This is a genomic window from Streptococcus periodonticum (assembly GCF_003963555.1).
Classification (GTDB): Bacteria; Bacillota; Bacilli; order Lactobacillales; family Streptococcaceae; genus Streptococcus; species Streptococcus anginosus.
Window position 1 is genome coordinate 1,550,710 of the sequence record NZ_CP034543.1, and the last position, 24,146, is coordinate 1,574,855.

Annotated in this window: 19 protein-coding genes and 4 pseudogenes; 3 read left to right on the forward strand and 20 right to left on the reverse strand. The window is 40.2% G+C overall.

Annotated features, from left to right (window positions below; all coding sequences use genetic code 11):
• The first annotated feature begins 240 nt into the window (after positions 1 to 240).
• Positions 241 to 1,494, forward strand: a complete 1,254-nt coding sequence (locus EHW89_RS07565; RefSeq protein WP_126467649.1) for an ISL3 family transposase — start codon at positions 241 to 243, stop codon at positions 1,492 to 1,494.
• On the opposite strand, the gene EHW89_RS07570 is transcribed toward EHW89_RS07565, so the two are convergent.
• Positions 1,491 to 1,724: a hypothetical protein gene (locus tag EHW89_RS07570; RefSeq protein WP_049507815.1), complete on the reverse strand. Its 234-nt coding sequence runs from the start codon at positions 1,722 to 1,724 to the stop codon at positions 1,491 to 1,493. The genes EHW89_RS07565 and EHW89_RS07570 overlap by 4 nt on opposite strands.
• Before the next feature lie 256 nt (positions 1,725 to 1,980).
• Between EHW89_RS07570 and def the strand changes: the two genes are divergently transcribed.
• Positions 1,981 to 2,595 carry a peptide deformylase gene (def, locus tag EHW89_RS07575; protein ID WP_003030927.1) on the forward strand — a complete coding sequence of 205 codons (615 nt, stop codon included), beginning with the start codon at positions 1,981 to 1,983 and terminating at the stop codon, positions 2,593 to 2,595.
• 487 nt (positions 2,596 to 3,082) lie between these two features.
• On the opposite strand, the gene EHW89_RS07580 is transcribed toward def, so the two are convergent.
• The 18 genes and pseudogenes from EHW89_RS07580 to EHW89_RS07655 all read right to left on the reverse strand — a co-directional run bounded on the left by EHW89_RS07580 (position 3,083) and on the right by EHW89_RS07655 (position 20,265).
• Positions 3,083 to 3,313, reverse strand: a complete 231-nt coding sequence (locus EHW89_RS07580) for a GlsB/YeaQ/YmgE family stress response membrane protein (RefSeq protein WP_003039588.1) — start codon at positions 3,311 to 3,313, stop codon at positions 3,083 to 3,085.
• Positions 3,314 to 3,330: 17 nt separating this feature from the next.
• Positions 3,331 to 3,528: a hypothetical protein gene (locus EHW89_RS07585; protein WP_126467651.1), complete on the reverse strand. Its 198-nt coding sequence runs from the start codon at positions 3,526 to 3,528 to the stop codon at positions 3,331 to 3,333.
• Between the two features lie 243 nt (positions 3,529 to 3,771).
• Positions 3,772 to 8,166, reverse strand: a complete 4,395-nt coding sequence (locus EHW89_RS07590; protein ID WP_126467653.1) for a PolC-type DNA polymerase III — start codon at positions 8,164 to 8,166, stop codon at positions 3,772 to 3,774.
• Between the two features lie 90 nt (positions 8,167 to 8,256).
• Positions 8,257 to 8,424 carry a hypothetical protein gene (locus tag EHW89_RS09680; protein WP_162614545.1) on the reverse strand — a complete coding sequence of 56 codons (168 nt, stop codon included), beginning with the start codon at positions 8,422 to 8,424 and terminating at the stop codon, positions 8,257 to 8,259.
• A 17-nt stretch (positions 8,425 to 8,441) separates the two neighbouring features.
• The gene (locus tag EHW89_RS07600) at positions 8,442 to 9,299 is read right to left on the reverse strand and encodes a 5'-nucleotidase, lipoprotein e(P4) family (protein ID WP_126467654.1); all 858 of its coding nucleotides are present in this window, start codon (positions 9,297 to 9,299) and stop codon (positions 8,442 to 8,444) included.
• A gap of 176 nt (positions 9,300 to 9,475) precedes the next feature.
• A pseudogene (locus EHW89_RS07605) lies at positions 9,476 to 12,775 on the reverse strand (pullulanase); the annotation flags it as partial.
• Between the two features lie 383 nt (positions 12,776 to 13,158).
• A pseudogene (locus EHW89_RS09685) lies at positions 13,159 to 13,288 on the reverse strand (YSIRK-type signal peptide-containing protein); the annotation flags it as partial.
• Between the two features lie 256 nt (positions 13,289 to 13,544).
• On the reverse strand, positions 13,545 to 13,949 hold the full coding sequence (locus EHW89_RS07610) for a flavodoxin (protein WP_126467658.1): 405 nt from the start codon (positions 13,947 to 13,949) through the stop codon (positions 13,545 to 13,547).
• An 88-nt stretch (positions 13,950 to 14,037) separates the two neighbouring features.
• A pseudogene (locus EHW89_RS07615) lies at positions 14,038 to 14,133 on the reverse strand (NAD(P)H-dependent oxidoreductase); the annotation flags it as partial.
• The gene (locus EHW89_RS07620) at positions 14,130 to 14,726 is read right to left on the reverse strand and encodes a TetR/AcrR family transcriptional regulator (protein WP_126467660.1); all 597 of its coding nucleotides are present in this window, start codon (positions 14,724 to 14,726) and stop codon (positions 14,130 to 14,132) included. The gene EHW89_RS07620 and the pseudogene EHW89_RS07615, both read right to left, overlap by 4 nt.
• A gap of 281 nt (positions 14,727 to 15,007) precedes the next feature.
• Positions 15,008 to 15,316, reverse strand: a complete 309-nt coding sequence (locus tag EHW89_RS09540; RefSeq protein ID WP_226997571.1) for a type 1 periplasmic-binding domain-containing protein — start codon at positions 15,314 to 15,316, stop codon at positions 15,008 to 15,010.
• Positions 15,313 to 15,879 carry a LacI family DNA-binding transcriptional regulator gene (locus EHW89_RS09545; protein ID WP_264371266.1) on the reverse strand — a complete coding sequence of 189 codons (567 nt, stop codon included), beginning with the start codon at positions 15,877 to 15,879 and terminating at the stop codon, positions 15,313 to 15,315. The genes EHW89_RS09540 and EHW89_RS09545 overlap by 4 nt, the downstream gene beginning before the upstream one ends.
• 85 nt (positions 15,880 to 15,964) lie before the next feature.
• A pseudogene (locus EHW89_RS07630) lies at positions 15,965 to 16,783 on the reverse strand (Cof-type HAD-IIB family hydrolase).
• A 192-nt stretch (positions 16,784 to 16,975) separates the two neighbouring features.
• On the reverse strand, positions 16,976 to 17,449 hold the full coding sequence (locus EHW89_RS07635; protein ID WP_126467662.1) for a sigma-70 RNA polymerase sigma factor region 4 domain-containing protein: 474 nt from the start codon (positions 17,447 to 17,449) through the stop codon (positions 16,976 to 16,978).
• Between the two features lie 217 nt (positions 17,450 to 17,666).
• Complete coding sequence (gene nusB, locus EHW89_RS07640; protein WP_162614546.1) at positions 17,667 to 18,092, reverse strand: transcription antitermination factor NusB; 426 nt, start codon at positions 18,090 to 18,092, stop codon at positions 17,667 to 17,669.
• Positions 18,085 to 18,474: an Asp23/Gls24 family envelope stress response protein gene (locus EHW89_RS07645; RefSeq protein WP_006269324.1), complete on the reverse strand. Its 390-nt coding sequence runs from the start codon at positions 18,472 to 18,474 to the stop codon at positions 18,085 to 18,087. The genes nusB and EHW89_RS07645 overlap by 8 nt, the downstream gene beginning before the upstream one ends.
• A gap of 110 nt (positions 18,475 to 18,584) precedes the next feature.
• Entirely contained in the window at positions 18,585 to 19,145 is a 561-nt protein-coding gene (efp, locus tag EHW89_RS07650) for an elongation factor P (RefSeq protein WP_126467666.1), read from the reverse strand.
• A gap of 58 nt (positions 19,146 to 19,203) precedes the next feature.
• Positions 19,204 to 20,265 carry a M24 family metallopeptidase gene (locus EHW89_RS07655; RefSeq protein WP_126467669.1) on the reverse strand — a complete coding sequence of 354 codons (1,062 nt, stop codon included), beginning with the start codon at positions 20,263 to 20,265 and terminating at the stop codon, positions 19,204 to 19,206.
• A gap of 147 nt (positions 20,266 to 20,412) precedes the next feature.
• On the opposite strand from EHW89_RS07655, the gene EHW89_RS07660 reads away from it, so the two are divergent.
• Positions 20,413 to 21,168, forward strand: a complete 756-nt coding sequence (locus EHW89_RS07660; RefSeq protein WP_126467671.1) for a hypothetical protein — start codon at positions 20,413 to 20,415, stop codon at positions 21,166 to 21,168.
• 37 nt (positions 21,169 to 21,205) lie between these two features.
• Here the strand turns inward: EHW89_RS07660 and uvrA are convergent, their stop codons facing one another.
• On the reverse strand, positions 21,206 to 24,031 hold the full coding sequence (uvrA, locus tag EHW89_RS07665; protein ID WP_126467673.1) for an excinuclease ABC subunit UvrA: 2,826 nt from the start codon (positions 24,029 to 24,031) through the stop codon (positions 21,206 to 21,208).
• Positions 24,032 to 24,146 lie beyond the last annotated feature (115 nt).

Genomic DNA, 24,146 nt, shown 5'->3' on the forward strand with positions numbered 1-24,146 from the left:
TCACACTATCCCTATCATACAGTTTTTTATGAAAAGACGCAATCTGATAATCCACAAAGTTAAAGCAAACACCCCCTAAGTTGCTATTTTTATATCAACTTAAGGGGAAACTTTATAAGCTCTATAATTTCTGTAGTGGGTAACACCACCGCAGAGATTATGGAGTTATTTTTGTGTATACAAAAAGTCCCCTATGACCTATAATGAAAAGCGTTTAGACAACTCATTAGAAAGACTCATATGGAACAACTCGGTTTTATCACAAAACTTCTTGGAATTAAAGACCAAAATATCAAAATAGACAATCTTTTTGATGGCGGTACTCACAAAGAAATTATGGCCCGCCTTGACTACGATGCCCCTCCATGCCCTGCCTGCAAGGGACAGATGACCAAATACGACTTCCAGAAACCTTCTAAAATCCCTTATCTGGAAACAGCGGGATACAAAACTCTTATCCGACTCAAAAAGCATCGCTTTCGCTGTAAGAACTGTGGAAAAATGGCTGTCGCCAAAACCTCCCTCGTCCAGAAAAATCACCAGATTGCCGCCGCAGTCAAACAAAAAATCGCTCAATTACTGAGTGAGAAACAAGCCATGACTGATATTGCCCACAGGCTCTCTATCTCAACTTCAACCGTCATTCGCAAGCTCAAGGAATTCAAATTTGAAACCAACTGGCAGATACTGCCAGAGATTATGAGCTGGGATGAGTATAGCTTCAAGAAAGGGAAGATGAGCTTTATCGCTCAGGATTTTAATACCAATGAGGTCCTGACCATCCTGGACGGCAGAACCCAAGCGGTCATTCGAAATCATTTTCTACGCTATCCTAGACAGGTTCGTAGGAGGGTCAAAGTGATTACTATGGATATGTTCAGTCCTTACTATCAGCTGGCCAAGCAGCTTTTTCCGCATGCCCAAATCGTTCTGGATCGTTTTCACATGATCCAGCACCTCTGCCGGGCTATGAACCGCGTCCGCATTCAAATCATGAACCAATTCGACCGAAAATCTCAGGAATACCGAGCCCTCAAACGCTACTGGAAGCTCCTTCAACAGGATAGCCGCAAGCTTAGCCATAAGCGTTTTTACAGACCAGCTTTTCGGGCTCATTTAACCAATCAGGAGATTCTTCATAAACTGCTCAGCTATTCAGACCAACTTCGACAACACTATGAGCTTTACCAACTTCTGCTCTTTCACTTTCAGGAAAAGCAAGCTGATCATTTCTTCGATCTGATTGAGGAGGTTATTTCTGATGTTCACCCGATTTTTCAGACAGTCTTTCGGACTTTCCTGAAGGACAGAGACAAGATTATCAACGCTCTAGAACTACCTTACAACGCCAAGCTGGAAGCAACTAACAATCTCATCAAGGTCATCAAGCGCAACGCTTTTGGATTCAGCAACTTTGACAACTTTAAGAAACGCATTCTCATCGCTTTGAACATCAAAAAAGAGAGAACGAATCTCGTCCTCTCTCAATCTTAGCTTTTCATTAACCCACTACAGTTGACAAAGAGCCGAATTTGGTCAAATTGATAGGTTCTTAAAACTTCTACTAAAATGGTTTCTTTTGTTTTCGGAAAAACTGTCAATTTTAATTTTTTTGAACTTTTTAAATCTGTTTCTCCCAAAAGATAAACCGTATCCTTTGGAAAAGCTTCTTGTATAAACTTTTTGGTTACATATCCCCTATTTCCAAATAGTAGAATTTTCAATTTTTTGTCCCTCCTAAAAAGTAATTTATTTTGTTACTAATAATATTTTAGGTATCCAACTAAACATCATACATATTTTTGCTAAAAATATCAAGCAAAATAGACTAATTTTTTACTAATTTATTTCGTGTTTTCTCCACATATTCATTACACGCTATTTCGATTTCTTTCTTTCTCCTTTATTTTGTGTTATATTTATCATATACAAAGAATTTAATTTGGAATAGAAATCCATTTTTAGAACGAAGGAGAAAACATGTCTGTTATTGAAAAATTAACAAAACCAGCTCACTTGATTGATATGAATGACATCATTCGCGAAGGAAATCCAACGCTTCGGGCAGTCGCTAAGGATGTCACCTTTCCACTTACAGAGCAAGAAGTTATCTTGGGTGAAAAAATGCTCCAATTTTTGAGAAATTCACAAGACCCTGCAACTGCTGAAAAAATGGGACTTCGTGGTGGCGTTGGTCTAGCTGCACCTCAGCTAGATCTGTCAAAGCGGATTATTGCTGTATTGGTACCAAACCTGCCAGATAAAGAGGGCAATCCACCAAAGGAAGCCTATGCTTTGCAAACGGTTATGTACAACGCTAAAGTAGTGGCACATTCTGTTCAAGATGCTGCACTAGCTGAAGGGGAGGGCTGCTTGTCAGTTGACCGCGAAGTACCTGGCTATGTCGTGCGCCATGCGCGTGTCACTGTTGAATATTTTGACAAAGAAGGTGAAAAACACCGTATCAAACTCAAAGGATACAACTCAATCGTGGTTCAACACGAGATTGACCACACCAACGGCATTATGTTTTACGACCGCATCAACGAAAAAGATCCTTTCGCGATCAAAGAAGGCATGTTAGTGATTGAATAATAAATAAAAGGGAATCTCTGATATAACAGCATTCCCAATTAAAATTTCTTTATAAAAGCACTATAACTCAAGAATACAAATAAAAAGAACAACTTTGGCTTCTGATAAACAGAAAATCAAGGTTGTTCTTTTTTGTAGTTATCGTGTGAATCTGTCTCAGACGCACTCCTTTATGATGACAAGCAATTTTAACGCAACTGCTATCGCACAAAACAAAGCACCGTTTTGAGGTGATAAATAGAACCTGTGAAGCAAGTCTCATCTTCATTCGCTAAAGAGCACTTTTGATGGAAATTTCGTTTTCTACATTCACTACCTCAACAGTAAGGAAAACAGTTAAGTCGCCTTGTGGGACGAGACTATACAGAACATTTTGTACCGAAGCCTTGAAATAAGAAAGCTGAGATTAACATTTTCGAATTTTAATTCCTTTGTGGGCGACTACACTAGCAATCGTAAGTATCGGTCTCAATCCTATTTTTAGAAGTCAGCTTCCCCTTTCCCAGAAAATAGCTAAAAGAATAATCGCTCCCAACACAGATGGAATAATCGCTGTATCTGACAGATGAGGTCCCCAGTTACCAAAGAGCATTTGCCCAAGCCAGGCTCCAAACCAACCTAGCAAGATCTTGCCAATACAGCCCATTCGTTCTCCACGATTAGTGATTGCTGCTGCAATTAGACCAATAATGAAGCCGACAAACATACTCCCAATCATTTAGTTATCCTTCCTGATTATTTTATTATTCTCACTTTTGCACTATTTTTATGCAAACAGCAGCCCTTCTTCTTTTTGAAAGAACAGGCACGACTTGCTAGCACAGCCAAACTGACCAATACTACCGAAGCAAGAACAGTCTTTCCAGAAAATTCAAGCGCATAATGAAAATCTCTTTGGGATTTTTTATCTTCAGCTGAAATCATTAACTTCATAATGTATCCTTTCTATTTGTAAATAGCTTACAAAGAACAACAAGAATCTATAAATTTTGTAAAAAATTTTACAAGTAGTAATTTTGAGGCAGAACCTTTCAAAAAACAGCTAGCTACTCGCAATAAATCATTACCATGAAAGATTGCAAAATCAATCATATTTCGCAAATGAATAAGCAAAAATTCTAGTTTAGTGGCAGCTGCCGTTGATGAAATTCCTGTCTTTCATCAAAAGAAGAAGTTTTAGAATAAATCATCAAAGAGACTGAGCTGATTGTCTTCTGGCATATTGCCTAGAATCCCCATTTCATCCATTTTATCGACTAGAGTAGTGGACAAGCCGCCACGCTTGCGCAATTCGGTTTTTGAAAGAAATTCTCCTTCTGCACGCGCTTTAACCAATTGTTTTGCAACGTTGTCTCCCAAACCATCCATAGCAGAAAATGGAGGAATTAAGCTATCTCCGTCAATAAGAAATTCTGTCGCATCACTCTTATACAGATTGAGTTTGCCAAATTTGAAACCTCTTTCCAGCATTTCATTGACGATTTCTAGAGTTGTATAAAGGTCAATTTCAACATTAGAAGCTTCATTATTTTTGCGTTTTTCAGAGATTTCGTTCATCTTGTGCTTCACTGCATCTAATCCACTACTCATGACTTTGATGTCAAAGGCTTTGGCACGGATAGAGAAATACGCACAGTAGTAATAAATCGGATGATGCACCTTGAAGTAGGCTACCCGCAGGGCCATCATTACGTAGGCAGCTGCGTGAGCTTTGGGAAACATGTACTTAATCTTTCCACAAGATTCAATGTACCACTCAGGCACATTATTTTCCTTCATAGCAGCGATGTAGCCATTTCTTTCCTCATCAGAAATTTTGAGCCACATGCCTTTCCGCACCCGTTCCATAATGGTAAAGGACATTTTAGGCTCTAAGCCCTTGTGCATCAGATAGACCATAATGTCGTCCCGACAACCGATAACAGTAGACAAATCAGCAATTCCCTGCTTAATCAAATCTTGTGCATTGCCTAGCCATACATCGGTACCGTGAGACAAACCTGACAATTGGAGCAATTCCGCGAAGGTCGTTGGATGAGTTTCATCCACCATGCCCCGCACGAAGTTGGTTCCAAACTCAGGAATCCCCAGCATACCGGTCGGCGTACCTATTTGCTCTTGTGTCACTCCGAGAACATCTGTTCCAGAAAAGAGAGCCATAACTTCTTGGTCATCCATTGGGATTTCATTTGGGTCAATGCCTGATAAATCCTGCAATTTCCGAATCATGGTCGGGTCATCATGACCGAGTACATCTAGTTTTAAGACATTTTCATCAATATCATGGAAGTTAAAGTGAGTTGTTTGCCATTCAGCAGTCAAGTCATCTGCTGGGTATTGAACCGGCGTAAAATCATAAACATCCATGTAATTTGGAATAACGACGATTCCTCCTGGGTGCTGTCCAGTCGTTCGTTTGACACCTGCTGCACCTTGCGCTAATCGTTCTACTTCTGCATCACGATAAAATTTATTATAATCCCGCTCATAACCTTTCACAAATCCATACGCTGTTTTGGCAGCGACTGTACCAACCGTACCAGCACGAAAGGCATATTCTTCACCAAAAATGTCTCGAACATCCAAGTGGGCACTCGGTTGATCTTCACCAGAAAAGTTCAAGTCAATATCAGGTACCTTATCACCGTCAAAACCAAGGAAGGTTTCAAAAGGAATATCCTGTCCATTTTTACTCAACTTATGCCCACAATGCGGACAATCTTTATCTGGCATATCAAAGCCTGAACCGTAAGAACCGTCCGTAATAAATTCTGAATACTGGCATTTGCCACAAACATAGTGAGGAGATAAAGGGTTTACCTCAGTAATCCCAATCATGGTCGCCACAAAACTAGAGCCGACCGAACCACGTGAACCCACCAAATAACCGCGTTCATTTGAGCGCTGTACCAACATTTGTGAAGCCAGATAAATCACGGCAAATCCATTCCCCAAAATGGAGGATAATTCCCGCTCAATTCGTCGGTCTACAATATCCGGCAGCGGATTTCCATAAATTTCAAAAGCTTTGGCATAAGTCATCTCAGCGACTTTTTCCTCTGATTTGTCAATAAATGGTGTATAAAGGTCACCTTTCACCACCTCAATCGGTTCAAAGGTTGCTGCCAATTGATTTGGATTATCAATAACCACCTGCCGAGCTAATTCTTCACCTAAGAAGGCAAACTCATCCAACATTTCATTGGTTGTGCGGAAATGCGCTTTTGGAAGTGGAGCTGGTTGAGCATTTTCGCCATGTCCAATGGTACGGTTAATCATCGCTCCTTGCCCTAGACTGCGGACGATAATTTCTCGATAAATTTCTTCTTCAGGCTCGATATAATGCACATCACCTGTAGCAAGAACAGGCTTGTCTAATCGATTTCCCACTTCAATCAAATTTTTGATAATGGTGTGAAGCTCTTCGACATCCTTAACCTGCTCTTTGGCAATCAACGGTGCATAAATTGCTGGAGGCATGATTTCAATAAAATCGTAGTATTTTGCGACTTCCACTGCAGCATCGACGCCTTGCGAAACAACCGCGTCAAACACTTCTCCTTCCGAGCAGGCCGTTCCTAAAATCAAGCCTTCTCGGTGCGCATCCAAAACCGTTCGCGGAATCCGTGGTACGCCTTCAAAATACTTTGTATTAGACAAACTGACTAATTTAAAAATATTCTTCAAACCCGTTTGATTTTTTACATAAATTGTAGCGTGTTTGACCCGCGCTTTTTTATAGGAGTTTTCATCCACCAAATCTGTGTTTAGCTTTTGAAGATTGGTGACACCTCGTTTTTCCGCCGCATCGTTAATGAAAATAAAGAGTAGGCGTCCTGTCGCTTCCGCGTCATAATTAGCCATGTGATGATGATCAAGCGATATTTGGAAACGCTTAGTCAATGGTCCCAAACCGTGGCGCTTGTATTCTGGGTAGAGATTACGGGCAAACTCCAAGGTATCAATGACTGGTTGCGTGATCTGTGGCAACCCATGCCGTTCATAATTGACATTCATAAATCCCACATCAAAGGTAGCATTGTGGGCAACGAGCACCGTATCTTGACAGAAGTCTTGAAATTCTTGCAAGACCTGCTCGAGTGGCTTCGCATTTTTGACATGCTCGTCTGTAATCCCCGTCAAATCTGTCGTAAAGGCACTCAAAGGATGACCTGGATTGATAAACTCGTCAAACTCAGCAATGACATTCCCCTTGTACATCTTACTTGCCGCTACTTGGATCAAGTCATTGTAAATAGCAGACAAACCGGTAGTTTCCACGTCAAAGACAACATAAGTGGCTTCCTTGAGTTCCATATCCACTTCGTTATAGGTAATAGGAACTCGGTCTTCCACGATATTAGCTTCCATGCCATAAATCAGCTGAATACCAGCTTTTTTAGCAGCTTTATAGCCATGCGGAAAACTCTGCACATTGCCGTGGTCAGTAATCGCAACTGCCTTATGCCCCCATTTAGCAGCTGTCGCAATCAACTCCTCCACTTCTGGCAGAGCATCCATGGTTGACATGTTGGTGTGCGCGTGAAATTCAATCCGTTTCTCACCTTCTGGCATCAAGTCTTTCCGCTCATAATGTGTCACTTCTTGCACATCTTGGACATTCATGGTCAAGTCATGCGTGAAGTTATTCATTTCAATATTGCCACGCACACGCAACCAAGAATTTTTCCTAATGATGTCAAATTTTTTGGCTTCTTCTTCGTTTTTAAACCACTTCTGAAGGGCAAAACTAGAAGTATAATCAGTCATCTTAAAGTTAATCAGCACACGCCCTGTGCGGGTAACTTTTTGCTCAAGATCAAAGACCATACCTTCAAAGACAATGCGATTTTCCTCGGTCTGGATGTCAATCATCTGCGTAATCTCTGCCTTGTCCAGCTTTGGTCGAGCAGCCGATTTTCGTGCTTGAAAATCAGAATAGTTTGGTTTTTCCTCAGCTGGTGGCGGTGCCATTTGTTGCAGTGCTTCGATAGCTTTTAGCGCCTCGTCATTAGCCGCTTGCACAATCTTTTCTTTTTCAGCTTGGAAAGTCTCAACTTGTTGCTGAGTTAAGGCGTCACTTGCTTTGACCCGACAGTGAAAATGCGGAAAGCCAAACTTCACCAATTGCTTGGCTAAATTTGGCAAATGGGTTTTCCGAAAATGCTCCGTATCAATACTGGATGGCCCCTCAATCCAGAGCTGATCGCCGTCCGCATGCACCTGTAGCTGTTGGTACATACTACGAAAGCCTTGACTGGCACAAGGTCCTTCTGTAAAAGCCTCTTTGTAATAAGCCTGCAACAGCTCCTCTGTAAAATCTTGATTGGCAGCCTTAATTTCAAAAATAGCTTGGTTGCCCGTCTTAGAAAATTCTTCATTTAAACGTTTTTTTAATTCTTGAAACAACTCAATGGGTAAAATTTCTCCAAAAGCAAACTGAAATTCCCAAACATGACTGACGGTATGCACTAAAACTTGCTCAATTTCTGCATGTAAAAAGGCACTTGATTGTCTCATATCAAGTGGCATATCAATTTGATTCATTAAAATTTCAAACGTAGATGACATCTTTTTTCCTCGTATTGTAATGAAACTATTTTACCATAAAACAAATGAATTTTCGATTAAAAAATAAATAAGGAATATCCCTCATTGTTTTTAATATAAAACAATCATCTCATCAAGGACGTCAAATGCTAAGCTTTTGGTTTCTGGAACTTTGACAATTTTAAAACGAAAATTCTCATCGCTTTGAACATCAAAAAAGAGAGAACCAATCTGATTCTCTCTCGCACTTAGCGATAGGTTACCCACTACAGTTGACATTGAGTCTGTTTTCCCTTTTATTTTTTATATCCTTCTAATGCTTTTTGACGTTCTTCAGTTTGGCCTTTCGCATCTAATTTTTTACCTTTATAAACAGTGCTTTCCCATGAACCGTACATTGGATTTGGGAAGATGATGAACTTTTCACCGAATTCGTTCTTTAATTCTTCTAATTTCTTACTTCGTTCTTCTGCTGATGTTTTTGAGAAATCCGCAAAGTCAACGAGGTTATCACCTAAAAGCATGGCCAAATTCGTCGTTTCTTGTACTTTCTGACGGCGACCTTCTTTTGATTTCACACCTTTTTCTAAGAACATCAAATGGTCTTTCCCTTGTACTGGAATGCCTTCTTTTTCCAAATTCTTAATTGTCGCATCTACCTGACTCGCATCACGGTCAGAAACATAGTAGATTTGAACACCGTTTTGATGTGCATACTGGAGAAATTCTTTGGCACCAGGAACCGCCTTAGCTGAAGCCTTTTTCACCCATGCATCCCAATTTTTAGGATTAAAGGCCGTACCGTCTTTGACATTTTGAACTTGATAAGGACTGTTGTCTAATACTGTTTCATCTAAGTCAAGAACGATTGAGTAAGGCTTATCTGTCGGTTTTTGCAGCAATTCTTTCAAACGATTTGTTGCAACATTATAACCTTGCAGGTACAGCGCTTTAGCTTCATCTGACTTTTGATACCAAAGAGTGGACATGGTATTTTCCCTTGACCGCAATTGGTCATAAGTCATGGTGACTTTACTGTCAGATGTGTTACTTTGCGCAGCCTTATTGTCTGTCGTCTTCGTTCCACAGCTGGTCAATAAAATAACTGAAGCAAGAACAGAGAAAATTGTGATTGTGGCTTTAGATGATTTCATAAAACCAATCCTCCTAATATTAATCTATCAAAATTATAGCGTTTTCATAAAGACATTTCAAGATATCTGTCTAAATGTAGGAGAAAAATAGATTTGCAAAAGACAGTTAACAAGTTCATCTAAAATAATGAGCTGTAAGGAGCTTAGAATCCCTACAGCTCATGAACCTTCAATCTTTATTTCTTTTTCTTAAGGACAACTACACTTGATAACAACAAGCCAATTCCTGCTAGCACGCCAGCAATGGAAATTGTCGTCCCTGTGGACGGTAAAGTCTTATCTGCTTTTCCAGCTCCTGCTTGCTGTTGCTGCGTCTGACTAGCTGAAGTATTTGACTGTGTTGACGAAGTCGTTGTTTGACCAGACTCTCCTTTCGGCGTAGAAGGCTTGGTTTGATTTTGTTCTTCTTTTGGTTTTTCTTGATTTGGTTTGCTATTTTTTTGAATGCGTAAAATCGTCGCTGTCAATGGTGCTAAGGTAACCCCATCTGCTCCTAAGGTCACACCAGCTGGATTTGAAATAGCCGTTACCCCTGCGATATTACCGTCTGCTACGACTTGAGCATTTGCCAAATGCTTGTAGGCTTCGCCAAAGTTAAACTTCCGCTCCTTGTTATCCGCATTAACAAAGACAGCGTAAATGTCTCCATTTGAAGCCACAACTTGGTAGCCAAGAACTGTATCCTCTTTTTCAACCCCGTCTTTACCCGGCTGAGTGATTAAAGTAACATTTTGATCGACTTCGGCTTTGGTCTTGCGTGTAAAGGCATCTGTTGACTTCCGCAAAGCAATCAGCCCTTTCACATAGTCGCGGCTCTTCGTATTTTCAGGGAATTTGTCACCGTTTGTTGCCTTTATCCAGTCAAAATGATTGACCGCATCGCTCGAATCATAAGAGTCGTGGATAAAGTAAGGATATTCAAATGGTGTTCCGTCCGCATTGGTCAGCAGGTGTGATTTATTTGGTACTTTGTCTTCTGAAACCGTATATTTATAAGCTGGGTCACGGAATTGCTTGGTTCGTCCGTATTCTTGCCCAGAGTGAAGGAATGGCGTACCTTGAGAAGTAAGGACCATTAGATTGCCCAAACGCAGGCGACGGTGAATTTCTTTATTGTTCGCTGCGATAGCTGGATCTTTTTTAATGGATTGAGCAATCACATCAAAGAGGGTCAGATTATCATGCGCAGCAATGTACTGAATCACATCTCCCGGATCATCTGCTTCAAAATTCGTTGGTTGTGCTTTGATGTTTTTGAAAACATCTTCGACATTGCGTTTTCCACCTGTGATAAAGGCAGGTGCTCCTTCGTTCGGATAACCAGATTTCAAGGTATTTCGAATATCATCTGAGAATACACCGACTGTATCGGTAGATTTCATCCAAGATTGATCCGCTGGTTGGACTGGTTTATTTTCATCTCCAGCGTAAGTCTTCCACCCCTCACCTAGCATCACCAGATTTGGATTGAGCTTTTTAGCCTCCTCATACGCTTTTTGAATGGATTCTGCATCGTGATCTCCCATCATATCAAAACGGAAGCCATCCATTTTGTATTCGCTCGTCAAATATTTGATAGAATCCACCAAAACACGACGGCTCATGTAGTGCGTCGTTCCCAAACGTCCGCCACCAAAACTAGTTCTAGGAGTGCCGTCTGCATCCATAAAGTGATAGTAATTCGGCTCTAAATCTTCAAAAATAGAGGTCTTTGCCGTGTGATTATAAACCACATCCATAATCACACCCATTCCGCGCTTGTGAATTTCATGAACAAGATTTTTAAATTCTTCAATACGCTTAGCTGGATCTGTCGGATTGGTTGAATACATTCCTGTCAAGGAGAAGTAGTTTTGTGGATCATAACCCCAATTGTAGTTGCTATTGCTAGAAGCATACTTGTCCAATCTCTCGGCATTTTTTAATTCATTGACAAAATAATAACTTAAAACCGGCAGTAACTGAATATGAGTAACCCCAAGTTCTTTTAAATAGTCCAATTTTTCAACGAAAGCTGAGAATGTTCCAAATTGAGACTTCAAATCCTTAGAAATAGCTGCGTCAGAAGTAAAATCACGGACGTGCGTTTCGTAGATAACTGCATCCCCCCGACTCTTGAAGCCTGGAATGTTCGCATAGGCCAGATTTTTCGGACCAAGCTCACTTGGGTCAACAAAGGCTGCCTTTGCAATCTTGTAAGACTCACCTTTTTCGGCATCTTCGCTGTTCCAAGCTGCCAAAGATTTGGCATATGGATCCAAAGCTAGTACTTTTTTATCACCGCGCGTAATTTCATAATGATAAAAATAACCGCGATAATCCTTAATTCCTAGATTTGTTTGCGATGTCAATGTTGTCTTCCAAGTACCAGCTTCTCCTTTTGTCATCGCTACCTTACCAACTACTTTGTTCTGATCATTTTTATCATAAACAACCAAATCTACCTGATCCGCACTTGGTGACCAAAAGGTAACATCCACTTTCGTGCCTTTTTGGCTAACACGCGCACCCAATTCACCATCATATTTGTAGAGACTGTCCTTCAACTGCCAATTCATACTGGTTTTAAATTGGTCGTTGCCATACTTTACCGTATAAGGAGCTTGCGCTTGTCCAAAGTCTCCTATGATTTTTGCTTTCTTTGTTTTGGGATCAAGCACAATGTCTTTCACAACCACTTCTTTACTATCCTTGTCTGTAATTTTTAGATTTTTTAAAATATCTTCTTTTTTGGCATTTTCAAGAGTTGAAAAAGTTGCTTCAATCTCTGTCAAGCTGACATGCTGGGCTCCTGTCATACGAATATCATTAACAAAATAAGGATTCGTATAAATGTTTGGATCTGCATCACGAAGGAAAATTTGACTATTTTTCTTCAAATTTGTCAGATTATAATCCTGCGGTTGAATCTTTACATCGTCACCTGATTTGCTTTCATCTAAAAGCAGAAAACCAATTGCTTTTGCAGCATCTTTTAAAGGAACATCTACATAGCGACCATACTTGCCTGTTTTTTCGAAATCCACTCCGTCAGGCCAATTTTTGCTAGGATTTCCTACATCTCCCCAAAGCCAAAGAGACTTCTTGTCATAATTCCCGTCTGTCCGATAATAATTGACTCGCACCATGCCCTCTTTTAGAGGCTCATAGGTATGAGGATTGTAATCCTTGTCAAACCAGACCTCGTTCATATTCGGGCTGAGCAATTCAATCGTCTTGTCACCTGTTAGATTTGTACCTGCTGTATTATTGATTAAGAGACTAATCTTGCTCCGTTTTTGTGCCATTTTGATATCAAGATAATAGCCATAATCATCCTTTTTAGCCGTTGAAAAGCTGGTTGCTCCTGTTGGCCAGCTACCTTTTTGGCTGGAAGGTGTTTCCACATCATCCCAGGTCCACAAGCCAAGACTAGCTAAATTCTCCGACGGAAGTGTCTTAAAATGCAGACGAATGCTGCCCTCTTCAATTTTGTCTTCTTTAGCTGGCGTCGCAGCTGATGCAGCTTTCTCAACAGGCTTCGTTGCCGTTTTTTCTTCTGCTGCTTGTGCAGTTTCCTTTTCCGTTGCTTGAGCTTCCGTACTTGAATCTGTCGTTAAAGCTGGGGTATTTTCTCTTACGGAGTGAGCTTGGGTCAAGTCAAGTTTTTCTGATGAGCTTTCCTCAGTTGAAGCTGTACGTGAAGAATTGGCAACACTAGATGTTGACAAAAGCGAGCTGCTTGCTTGCTCTTGATTTTCCGAAACGACTGCTTGATGATTCGTCACTTCTACTCCATCAGACTGCTCACTTGTTGGTGATGTTGGTTGCACCGTTTCAATAGATGTGTTTTCGACACTATTTGCTTCCTCTGCTTGCGCTAAGACATTCCCCGCCAAAAAGACACTAGCAGAAATAGCAATAGACGCTACCCCTACTTTTAATCTGCGGATTCCAAAATGCTGACGCTTCTCAGCTGTTCGAGATTGTAAACGATAAACTTTATTCATAAAAAGAAAACTCCTTTATTTTTTAGTTGCACAAACATTTTTAGGCTAGTGCAAACGTTTTCTGTAGATATTATATACATTTATCAACAAAATGTAAAGGTTTTCAAACAAAAAATCTCTGTTTTTTTGACAGAGATTAAATGTATTTTCTATTTTATTTATGTAAGTTGCTTTTAACAGCCAACTTAGCGTCCACTTAAAATCCAATACTCGCTAACCATTTAGTGGCTTCTGTTTGGTTAGACAATACACGCTCTCAAGCGCTATTTTTCACCATTTGATCAATGACCGCTTGAGCTTCACTATAAGTAGAGCCACCAGAAGTTGCGAAAGTTGCAACCCGTTTGCCAGCTAAATTCAGATTTTCCATTACTGTCTGAATAATACGTGGCGGACGTCCCCACCAAATTGGATGGCCAATAATGACTTGGTCATACGATGTCAAGTCAGGTAGCTCGCCTTTATAGGTAGGACGAGCACTTTCATCGCCTTGTTCGATATTAGCGCGACTTGTTGGATTATTCCAATTCAAGTCGGCATTCGTATAAGGAACAGCTTCTACGATTTGGTAGACATCAGCACCTAATTTACTAGCAATGACTTCTGCTACTTTTTCAGTCGTGCCTGTTTTTGAAAAATAAAGAATAATTGTTTTTGCCATGATAAACCTCCTTTTGTAGCTATCATTTAGCAGCTTTGCAGTTATCGAAAACACTGACTGTTTTCCAAACTTATTTTAGATTTTCTCAAGAATGCGCTTCAGAAAGATTGGTTTGGACTTGCTTGAGAATAGCACCGTTAAAACCTTGAGGGTTTGGATGAGTAAAAACAATTAAGATTTTCATGACCGTTCTCCTTTTATATAGACATCAAGCATATGCTCAATGTTAGTCTGGATGGCTTTGTTGTCAAGGTCACGTCCAATGGGACTGTTCGCCAAAACAGCAAGACCTGAAATAAAACTCCAAAAGTGAAACAGTGTTTCAGCTTCGCTGTTGGTAAAGCCTTCCTCCTTACGAAGCTCTAAAACAATCCGTTTAAATGCAGCGAATCCTGGCAAATCAGAATCCAGCGAAATAGTATCCTGAGTGACTTTCATATACTTAAAAGGAAATTTAATAAAGAGGGCTTCAAAGAAATAGGGGTAATCCTTCGCAAAGATGATGAAGTTAAATCCCATTTGGGCCAGTTGATTTCGTGCATAAGCCTTCCAATCGATCTTTTTTTGGATCTCTTGGTTGAGAAAAGCAGAAAGGCGTTTTAAAACGACTTTTAAATAGTTTTCTTTACTTTCAAAATGCCGGTAAGGAGTGCCGTGAGTAACACCGCAGGATTTAGCGACAGTCCTCAGTGATAGCTGGTCGATACCATGTTTCTCAATCTCTTTAATCCCCGTCTGGATCAGTCTTTCTTTTAACTCTGCCGTATTTCGTTTCATTTTTTCCCTCAAAAAGTATACAATGTCTACTTTTTCTTGTCAATATTTTCTGTTTAGAAAAATTTCAGTAAAAAAGAGGATGGGACAAAAGTCCAACCTCAAATATAAAAAGCGAACAAAACTAGTTTTCTGGCAATCAGAATTCTGCTTTGTTCGCTTGTCGCATTTAATTATAGATTTGAAGGGCTTAATAATTAAGATTTTTAAAAATTGAAATCTTTTTGTCCCAAACTCTTCTTCTTTATTAAATAAGTAAGCTAATTTGAAAAACAACAAGTCTCTTATCGCTGGATAAACTCTGATTTGAACACAATGGTTTTTTTCTCTTCAGATAAAACTCGCTTGAAACTTTCCTGACCCAGCTGATAGGATTTGTTGTCAATGGTAGAAAGACCCAGAAGGCGTCCAGCCAGCATATTTTCTTGCCCCATAATGAAGGGTAGCTGTTTCCCAGCTTCCTCATAAACCTGCAAAAACCCTGCTGCCATGTCATCCCCATTTGAAAAAATACAGTCAATCTCCAGGTGTTGCCAAAGTTCGGAAGCTTTCTGATAAGCATCCTCTTCTATAGCAACTCCTTCGATAATCACCGGTTCATGCTCCAATCCGTAGACTTCATCATAAGCCTCTCTGACCATACGATAGGTGGAACTGCGTTTGTCTTTACGGGTGAAATAAGGGCTAAATGTTGATAACCCAGTTCCTTCAACCAGCGAAAAGCTTCTCTGCAAGCTGGTTTGCGATCCACATAGACACTACTCAGTTGAGAATGATTTACCGTTTCTAAGCAGACAATATTTCCGTACTTAGCATAGGAAGCAATGGTTTCCAAATCTATGCTTCGTGAGGTGAAAATCAAATGATCAAAAGCCTGACCTCGCAATTGTTTCAGGTACTGAAGCTCTAGTTCTTTGTCATACTGAGACGGCAAAAGCAGCAAATTATAGGCACTCCTCTGCGCTTGATCCAACATACCGTTAATGAACTTGGTAAAATAAGTGTGACGCACATGAGGAATGACTACACCCACTTTATAAGTATTGCCCAAACTCAGTTCTTTTGCGACTAGATTTGGAGTATAGTCCAGTTCTCTGACAATTTGCAGGATTTCCTCCCGTGCCTCGTCTGATACATACGGGTGATTGTTGAGCACGTGCGACACACTGGACACCGAATAGCCACTCAACTTCGCTATTTCTCAAATATTGGTCATTGAGTTCCTTTCTGATTTTCAACACTTAACTGACGAGATACCTGTGAATTCCGTAACCAACTCCGTCCTCATCGTTACTCTTGGTAATTTTAAAAGCATATGCCTTCACATCCTTAAAGGCATTGGCCATGACAATCGGAAAACCAACCATTTCTAGCATCGGAATGTTATTGTGACCGTCACCAAAGGCAGCTGTTTCTTCTTTTTTAGATTTTCTTTCCGGCTAATGTAATCAATCCCTGATGATTTTCGAACTTCTTTGCTGGTGATTTCTAAATAAAATCGACCAGAACGCAGAATTGTAACACTAGTTAGTCCTAGACTATTCAGATAAGTCTGCAAATCTTGCATTTCTTCCTCTTCAAAGCTAATCATCATGATTTTAAACAGATTATCACAAGCTGAAAGAAAACAATCTTCATCATGAACCTGAGTCGGTGCCTGATGAGTCAAGTCGTATTCGTAACAAATTCTTTCATCTACTGTATCACAATACCAATGATTCAAGTCATAATAACTGAGACTTGACCTGCTGAAAATGCTACCGCACCGCCTGTAAAATCGTTGCCGCGGTCTGCTTGAAAATAATCTTGATGTGCAGCGGACGAATTTGATGATTGACAACCTCATAAATCAAACCACCATTAAAGCCCACTTGCGGACCTTGCAAACCCAACAATTCAATAGCCTCACGCATCTCCATTGGCGCACGCGCAGAGACCAGCGTAATCGGAATATCTGCTCTGCGAATGCGTCTGGCATTCCTTTCGGAAACTTGCCCCTTTGAATTTAAAAGCGCCCCATCCATATTAGTAAAAATACGTTTAATCGTTCTTGTTTGCATGATTTTTCTCTCCTTTTCTTTATGGATTTGCGCTCCACTCCGAGTTCAAATCTTATTTCTTCGCTAGCTTGACTTCATTGTACAATCTGGAACGCGTTCCATGTCAAGAGGAAAATGAAAAAAAGTGAATTAAATTTTTTAGAGGTAGCAAAATGAAAATGACCTTTAAAAAGGGAAAAGTTCTGACTTAGTTTAATCACTATAATCTTTTAAGTAGGCTCTTAATTCTCGAATCATAGCTTGGCGGCCTTTGAACCGTTCGTCAGCTAGTAAGCGCTCATACTGCTCCTGTTTCTCTGGGCTCAGTTGAGCTTGGTAACTCTTTAGCTGGTCTCGGAGAATCACCAATTCATCCAGATATAGTTCTTTTAGGCTGAGCTTGTGACCAATCTCGCTCACTTCTTCATAAGCTTGACGATCAAGTTTGCGTTTTTGACTTTCCTGTTTACGGAGGATGTCCAGGATATGATTCCGGAACTTGGTCTTATAGTAAACATAGAGCTGACTTTCTTCTTCTACTAGCTGCGGATAGCGACTCACCAACTGATAGAGCACCAACATGCCCTCTTGTTCCCAATCGCTTAACTCCCACAGGTGAACATAGTATTCCCTCCGACACTTCAGCACAATTCCTCTTACCTTGCCATATAACTCCTTGAACTCCATTTCCTTCTCCTTCTTCTTGTTTGCCTTTTAAGGATAACATGAAGGAGAGAACTTTGGGTTTCTTCTATCTATTTTTTATCTTAGTGCATCTCTTCTGGGTCTCGTGAGCAGCATCCCTGTCACTTCAGAGGTTTTCTGAAACTGTTCAGCGAAAAAAATTGAAAAAGAGAGAACGAAATTCGTCCTCTCAATTCTATATTCATTTCTTCTTAAAATTTTATTCTGTGATAAATTTACTCAAGATACCATTGATAAATTTGCTCGATTTTTCATCTGAGAATTTTTTAGATAACTCAATTGCTTCATTGATTGCGACTAGTTGAGGGGTATCAAACTCTGTCATCTCAAACAATCCCAAGCGAAGAATATTTTTTTCTATCAATGTAAGACGTTCCAAAGTCCAACCTTCTTTTAGGTACTGGCTAAGCTTGTCATCCAACTCGTTTTTAGACTGTTCAACACCCATGACAAGGTTCAATAAAAAGGCTGGAATTTCCACATCAGAATCGTTTGTCATATCTTTATCATAGAGATATGCAAAACGACACGCTTCTACAATATCTTTTTCATATTCCAAACTCATTAATGCTTGAAATGCACGTTCACGTAGTTCTCTTCTTGCTTCCAGTTGTACATCAGTCATTGAGGAAATCCTCATCGAACAAATCTTTTAAATCTGGTTTTGGTGTTTTTTCAGGCACAATACCCGCCACATGGATGTTCACTGCGGATAATTCAACTTCTGCCATATCAGAAACAGCACTTTTAACGGCTTTTTGAATAGCAACAGCTACTGCTGGCACCCCGACACCGTATTCTAAGTATAAATAAATGTCAACAGTTACTTCGCCATCACTGGCGGTATGAAGATAGACGCCACGTCCTAAAGAACGTTTTGCAAGACTGTCAGACATGCTTTTATTTGCGAAAGAGTAAACACCGTCCACTTTAGCCGTTGCAATGGCAATAATTTTTTCTAAGACACGTGGTGCGATAACGATTTCGCCTAATTGTTCAGTTACCATAACTTGTCCTTTCTTAAGACACAAAGACATTCAAGGAGTCTGCACAATATTTGTCAGGCTCTCAGTCTGAGTTTGATAGTAATTTAAGAACTTCTAGTTCTTAGCATAAATTATGCACGAGAAACGTAAGTTCCTTCTTGCGTATTGATAATCAATTTTTGCCCAACTTCGATAAAGTCCGGTACGTTGACCACAAGACCTGTTTCAAGAGTAGCTGGCTTACCAGAACCTGTTACCGTTGCTCCTTTAATAGAAGGTTGTGTGTCTGTTACGACTAATTCTACAGTCGTTGGAACCGTAACACCGATAACTTCGCTTCCGTAGAATTGAATTTTCACTTCTGAATTTTCAAGGATAAATTTCAATTCTTGCTCTACATTCACTACTGGGATTTCATATTGCTCAAATGACTCTGTATCCATGAAATAAGCTGTGTCATCCATTTGGTATAAGTATTGTGCTGGGCGCGTTTCAATAATTGCTTGTTCAAATTTTTCTTCAGGACGGTAAGTTGTGTCAAAAGTCGAACCTGTGCGTACATCCCGTAATTTCATACGCATAACAGTATTCCCTTTACCTGGTTTATGGTGGCTTGCTTCAAGGACACGAATCAATTTTCCGTCCGTTGTTTCAAACGTCATACCAGCTTTCAGCTTACTTGCTTCAATCATTATTATTACCTCTTTTAAAATAGATTTCTCTTTATTTTATCATAAACATTGACAATTCTCAAATAACAATTAACTCTTTCGGTGCAAGCGTTAAAAGCTCACAGCCTGTTTCTGTGATGAGAATGTCATCTTCGATCCGCACACCGTATTTTCCGTCCAAATAAATACCTGGCTCATCTGTTAAGACCATACCTGCTTCAATCGGCTCAGAGGATTTCCCAAAATAAGGAATCTCATGAATATCAAGACCAATCCCATGCCCAATCCCGTGTGTGAAATATTGTCCGTAACCTGCATCGTTAATCACTTTGCGCGGTACTTGATCAAACTCAATACGACTCATACCAGCTTTCGCCGCTTCAATCAGAGCTTGGTTGCTCCGTAATACAATATCGTAAATCTCGCGCTCCTCATCCGTCACATGACCAACATGAATGGTTCGTGTCATATCGCTAACATAGTGATTATAATAACAACCGAAATCCATTGTCAAGGTTTCACCTGTTTGAATGACCTTCTCGCTAGCTACTCCATGCGGCATAGCAGAGCGATAACCTGATGCAATAATAAAGTCAAAAGAGGCTCCCGATGCGCCCAGTTGCCGCATGCGAGCATCTAAAAAGTTCATGACTTGTAGCTCCGTTGTTTGTCCCGGCTTGATAAAATCCAAGACATCTAGAAAGGCTTGGTCAGAAATTTGACAAGCTTTTCGAATCGTGGCAATTTCTCCTTCATCTTTGATCATGCGTAAATTTTCAATGAAAGCAGTCATTGCTGTCAGCTTATAATCTGAAAAAAGTTCTTCGAGAGTTTTGAAAGAATGATAAGAAATTTCGTCATCAAATCCAATAGTCTTTATTTTATCATCTGCAATGATCTTCGCAATTTCTGACAAAGCATCACGCGTTTCAATAATATCAAATCCTTTGACCACACCTTTGGCAATCAAGGTATAGCGTGAGTCGGTCAGAAAAATTCGGCGATTCTTGCTGATAAAAACAGTTGCTTCAGTTCCGCTAAAACTCGTCAGATAATAGATATTTTTAAGATTGGTCACAAGGACAGCATCACAATCCGTTTGCGCAAGTGCTGCTTCTAATTTATTTACTCTTGATAACATAAAAATTCCTCCGTAAAATGATTCAATTTATTATAGCAAAAAAATACCGAAAATAATACAATCTATATAGTTAGGATTAGATGAAATTGACATTTGAAAGCGCTAAATGTATAATTTTTGTTAAACAAGAAATGATGAGGTAACGATATGAATAAAACAGAATTACTGTTACAAAGACTGGATGAGATTGGTCAGTCTCTAAAAGATTCGAAAGAAGCACTAGCTTTGCTGGCACTTGGTTCTTGCGCAACAGAAAGAGAACGATTGGATCAGTACTCAGATTTAGACTTCTTTGTTATTGTAAAAGATGGCTACAAGCAGACCTATATCCAAGACCTAACCTGGTTAAGTAAGCTAGAACCAATTGCATTTCACTACCAAAATACAGTGGACGGACATAAAGTTCTATTTGAAGATGATGTTTTTTGTGAATTTGCTGTCTTTGAAGCTCATGAACTAGTAAACATTCCCTTCGCTGAAGGCAAGATTATCTGGAAGGAGGTCGGTTTTGATGAAACAATCTGTCAGCCACAAAGACTGCCATCAAAAGAAAACAGAGACCGTGAATGGCTGTTGGGAGAAATTTCATGTAATCTATATTTAGGGCTAGATCGCTATCAGCGAGGCGAAAAATTAGCTGCTTATGATTTCATCCAAAACAGATCCGTCAAGCTTTGGACTGAACTAATCAGTTTGGAAACAACTTCTCAATCTAATTTTATAGATATCTTTAATACCAACAGACGATTTGAAGAAGGTTATCCCAAGGAAGCCAAGCAATTGCCTTACTTTTTGCAAGGTTACGAACGCATTTCTGAGTCTGCTCAAGCACTCCTAGAATATCTGGATAAACACTATTCTCTTAACCCATTTATAAAAGAAAAAATTCGTAATTTATTATAAAAAAGACTCTGCCTAAAAAAGCAGAGTCTTTTAAATCTTATTTTAACTTTCCTTTTAGATACTGGCCAGTATAGCTAGCAGAGTTTGCAGCTACTTCTTCTGGTGTACCAGTAGCAATAATAGTACCTCCGCCAATACCACCTTCTGGTCCAAGGTCAATGATGTGATCAGCCGTCTTAATGACGTCCAGATTATGCTCGATGACGAGAACCGTGTTGCCATCATCTACAAAACGTGATAGCACTTGGAGAAGTTTCGCAATATCCTCCGTGTGCAGACCTGTAGTTGGTTCATCCAGAATATAGAAAGACTTACCTGTTGAGCGCTTGTGAAGTTCGCTGGCTAGTTTCATCCGCTGAGCCTCCCCACCAGACAGAGTTGTGGCAGGTTGTCCTAACGTTACATATCCTAGTCCTACGTCTTTGATGGTCTGAAGTTTCCGCTCAATTTTAGGAATATGCTTAAAAAATTCCACTGCATCATTAACTGTCATATCCAAAACTTGAGCAATGTTTTTCTCCTTGTAGTGCACTTCCAAGGTTTCACTATTGTACCGTGTTCCATGGCAAACCTCACAAGGGACATAAACATCTGGTAAAAAGTGCATCTCAATCTTGATAATCCCATCCCCAGAGCAGGCCTCGCAGCGTCCCCCCTTCACATTGAAAGAGAAACGCCCTTTTTTATACCCACGAATCTTGGCTTCGTTAGTCTGAGCAAAGAGATCGCGAATATCATCAAAGACGCCAGTATACGTCGCTGGATTGGATCTTGGTGTTCGGCCAATCGGGCTCTGGTCAATATCAATCAAACGATCAATATGCTCAATTCCTGAAATCTTTTTAAATTTTCCCGGTTTATCTGAATTTCGATTGAGTTTTTGAGCGATTGCTTTTTTGAGAATAGAATTAACCAGAGTAGACTTTCCGGAACCAGAAACACCTGTCACAGCAATGAATTTTCCTAAAGGGAAACGAGCTGTGATATTTTGCAAATTGTACTCTTGCGCACCTGTGATTTCGATAAAGCGCCCATTTCCAACTCGGCGTTCTAGCGGAACTTCAATCTTGCGTTTACCTGACAAGTATTGACCTGTAATGGATTTTTTGTTTTTCGCAACTTGATCAGGCGTGCCTGCCGCAACAATTTCGCCACCAAAAACGCCAGCTCCAGGTCCCACATCAATCAGCCAATCCGCTTCACGCATGGTATCCTCATCATGTTCAACTACGATGAGGGTATTGCCCAAATCGCGCATTTTCTTAAGACTGGCAATCAAGCGATTATTATCCCGCTGATGAAGACCGATAGAAGGCTCATCTAAGATATAAAGAACACCGCTGAGATTAGAGCCGATTTGAGTCGCCAAGCGAATCCGCTGACTCTCACCACCAGACAGCGTGCCTGCAGAACGAGATAGGGTTAGATAATTAAGTCCGACATTATTAAGAAATGTCAAGCGATCTCGGATTTCTTTGATAATCGGCGTTGCAATGGTCACCTCATTTTCAGTCAATGTCAGATGAGAAATCAATTCTAAATGATCCGCAATAGACAAATCAGACACTTGACCAATATTGAGACCATTCTCACCACCTACTTTAACAGACAAAGCTTGCGGATTCAGCCGATAACCTTGACAACTTGCACAGGTCAGCTCATTCATATAGGTTCGCATCTGGGTACGAGTGAAATCACTATTAGTCTCATGGTAGCGACGGTTTATATTGGTTACCACTCCTTCAAAAGGAATGTCGATATCTCGCACGCCACCGAATTCATTTTCATAATGAAAATGAAATTCTCGTCCTTCAGAACCAAAGAAGATTAGTTGTTGTTCATCTTCGGTCAATTCCTCAAATGGCTTATCCATATCGATACCAAATTCCGTCATTGCCTGTTCTAGCATTTGAGGATAATAATTTGAAGAAATAGGATTCCATGGAGCTAAGGCGCCTTCCCGCAAGGTTTTACTACTGTCAGGAACCACCATATCCAAGTCTACTTCCAGTTTCACACCCAGACCGTCACAATCAGGACAAGAGCCAAATGGTGCATTAAAAGAAAAGAGACGAGGCTCCAACTCAGGTACCGTAAAGCCACAGACTGGACAAGCATAATGCTCGGAAAAGAGTAATTCCTTGCCATCCATCGTGTCAATTACCACATAACCGTCTGCAATTCTTAAGGCTGCTTCAATCGAATCAAATAACCGACTGCGTACACCGTCCTTAATAACAATCCGGTCTACCACTACTTCGATATCGTGCTTTTTTGTTTTAGAAAGCTCTGGAACTTCTGTGACATCATAAATATCTCCGTCCACGCGCATACGTACGTATCCGTCTTTTTGAATTTTCTCAAAAATTGTCTTGTGTTGCCCTTTTTTCTTGCGAACAATGGGCGCTAGAATTTGCAACCGCTGACGTTCGGGTAATTCCAAAACTTGATTGACGATTTGTTCTACAGAAGAAGCTTTAATGGCTCCATGCCCATTGATACAATATGGAGTTCCCACACGCGCATAGAGCAAACGGAGGTAATCATTGATTTCTGTAGCTGTTCCGACTGTTGACCGCGGATTCTTGCTGGTCGTTTTTTGATCAATAGAAATGGCTGGACTAAGTCCGTCAATTGAGTCCACGTCTGGTTTTTCCATATTGCCCAAAAATTGGCGGGCATAGGCAGACAAACTTTCTACATAGCGACGTTGCCCCTCTGCATAGAGAGTGTCAAAAGCTAAACTAGATTTGCCTGAACCAGACAAACCAGTCACGACAACCAGCTTGTCTCGCGGAATTGTAACATCAATATTTTTTAAATTATGAGCTCGCGCTCCATGAATGATAATTTTATCCTGCATCCTTACCACACTTTATTTTAAACTTCTTTTTATTATAACAAAATTTTCTGCAATCTTTTACCCAAAAACTCGGAATTTTGTAGTATAATAATACGGTGTGCAAATAACTGAAGGA

What these genes read in the sequence shown, in the direction of transcription:
- EHW89_RS07565 (WP_126467649.1), top strand. Translation starts at nt 241, where the DNA reads ATGGAACAACTCGGTTTTATCACAAAACTTCTTGGAATTAAAGACCAA.
- def (WP_003030927.1), top strand. Translation starts at nt 1,981, where the DNA reads ATGTCTGTTATTGAAAAATTAACAAAACCAGCTCACTTGATTGATATG.
- EHW89_RS07580 (WP_003039588.1), bottom strand. Translation starts at nt 3,313, where the DNA reads ATGATTGGGAGTATGTTTGTCGGCTTCATTATTGGTCTAATTGCAGCA.
- EHW89_RS07585 (WP_126467651.1), bottom strand. Translation starts at nt 3,528, where the DNA reads ATGAAGTTAATGATTTCAGCTGAAGATAAAAAATCCCAAAGAGATTTT.
- EHW89_RS07590 (WP_126467653.1), bottom strand. Translation starts at nt 8,166, where the DNA reads ATGTCATCTACGTTTGAAATTTTAATGAATCAAATTGATATGCCACTT.
- EHW89_RS09680 (WP_162614545.1), bottom strand. Translation starts at nt 8,424, where the DNA reads ATGTCAACTGTAGTGGGTAACCTATCGCTAAGTGCGAGAGAGAATCAG.
- EHW89_RS07600 (WP_126467654.1), bottom strand. Translation starts at nt 9,299, where the DNA reads ATGAAATCATCTAAAGCCACAATCACAATTTTCTCTGTTCTTGCTTCA.
- EHW89_RS07610 (WP_126467658.1), bottom strand. Translation starts at nt 13,949, where the DNA reads ATGGCAAAAACAATTATTCTTTATTTTTCAAAAACAGGCACGACTGAA.
- EHW89_RS07620 (WP_126467660.1), bottom strand. Translation starts at nt 14,726, where the DNA reads ATGAAACGAAATACGGCAGAGTTAAAAGAAAGACTGATCCAGACGGGG.
- EHW89_RS07635 (WP_126467662.1), bottom strand. Translation starts at nt 17,449, where the DNA reads ATGGAGTTCAAGGAGTTATATGGCAAGGTAAGAGGAATTGTGCTGAAG.
- nusB (WP_162614546.1), bottom strand. Translation starts at nt 18,092, where the DNA reads ATGACTGATGTACAACTGGAAGCAAGAAGAGAACTACGTGAACGTGCA.
- EHW89_RS07645 (WP_006269324.1), bottom strand. Translation starts at nt 18,474, where the DNA reads ATGGTAACTGAACAATTAGGCGAAATCGTTATCGCACCACGTGTCTTA.
- efp (WP_126467666.1), bottom strand. Translation starts at nt 19,145, where the DNA reads ATGATTGAAGCAAGTAAGCTGAAAGCTGGTATGACGTTTGAAACAACG.
- EHW89_RS07655 (WP_126467669.1), bottom strand. Translation starts at nt 20,265, where the DNA reads ATGTTATCAAGAGTAAATAAATTAGAAGCAGCACTTGCGCAAACGGAT.
- EHW89_RS07660 (WP_126467671.1), top strand. Translation starts at nt 20,413, where the DNA reads ATGAATAAAACAGAATTACTGTTACAAAGACTGGATGAGATTGGTCAG.
- uvrA (WP_126467673.1), bottom strand. Translation starts at nt 24,031, where the DNA reads ATGCAGGATAAAATTATCATTCATGGAGCGCGAGCTCATAATTTAAAA.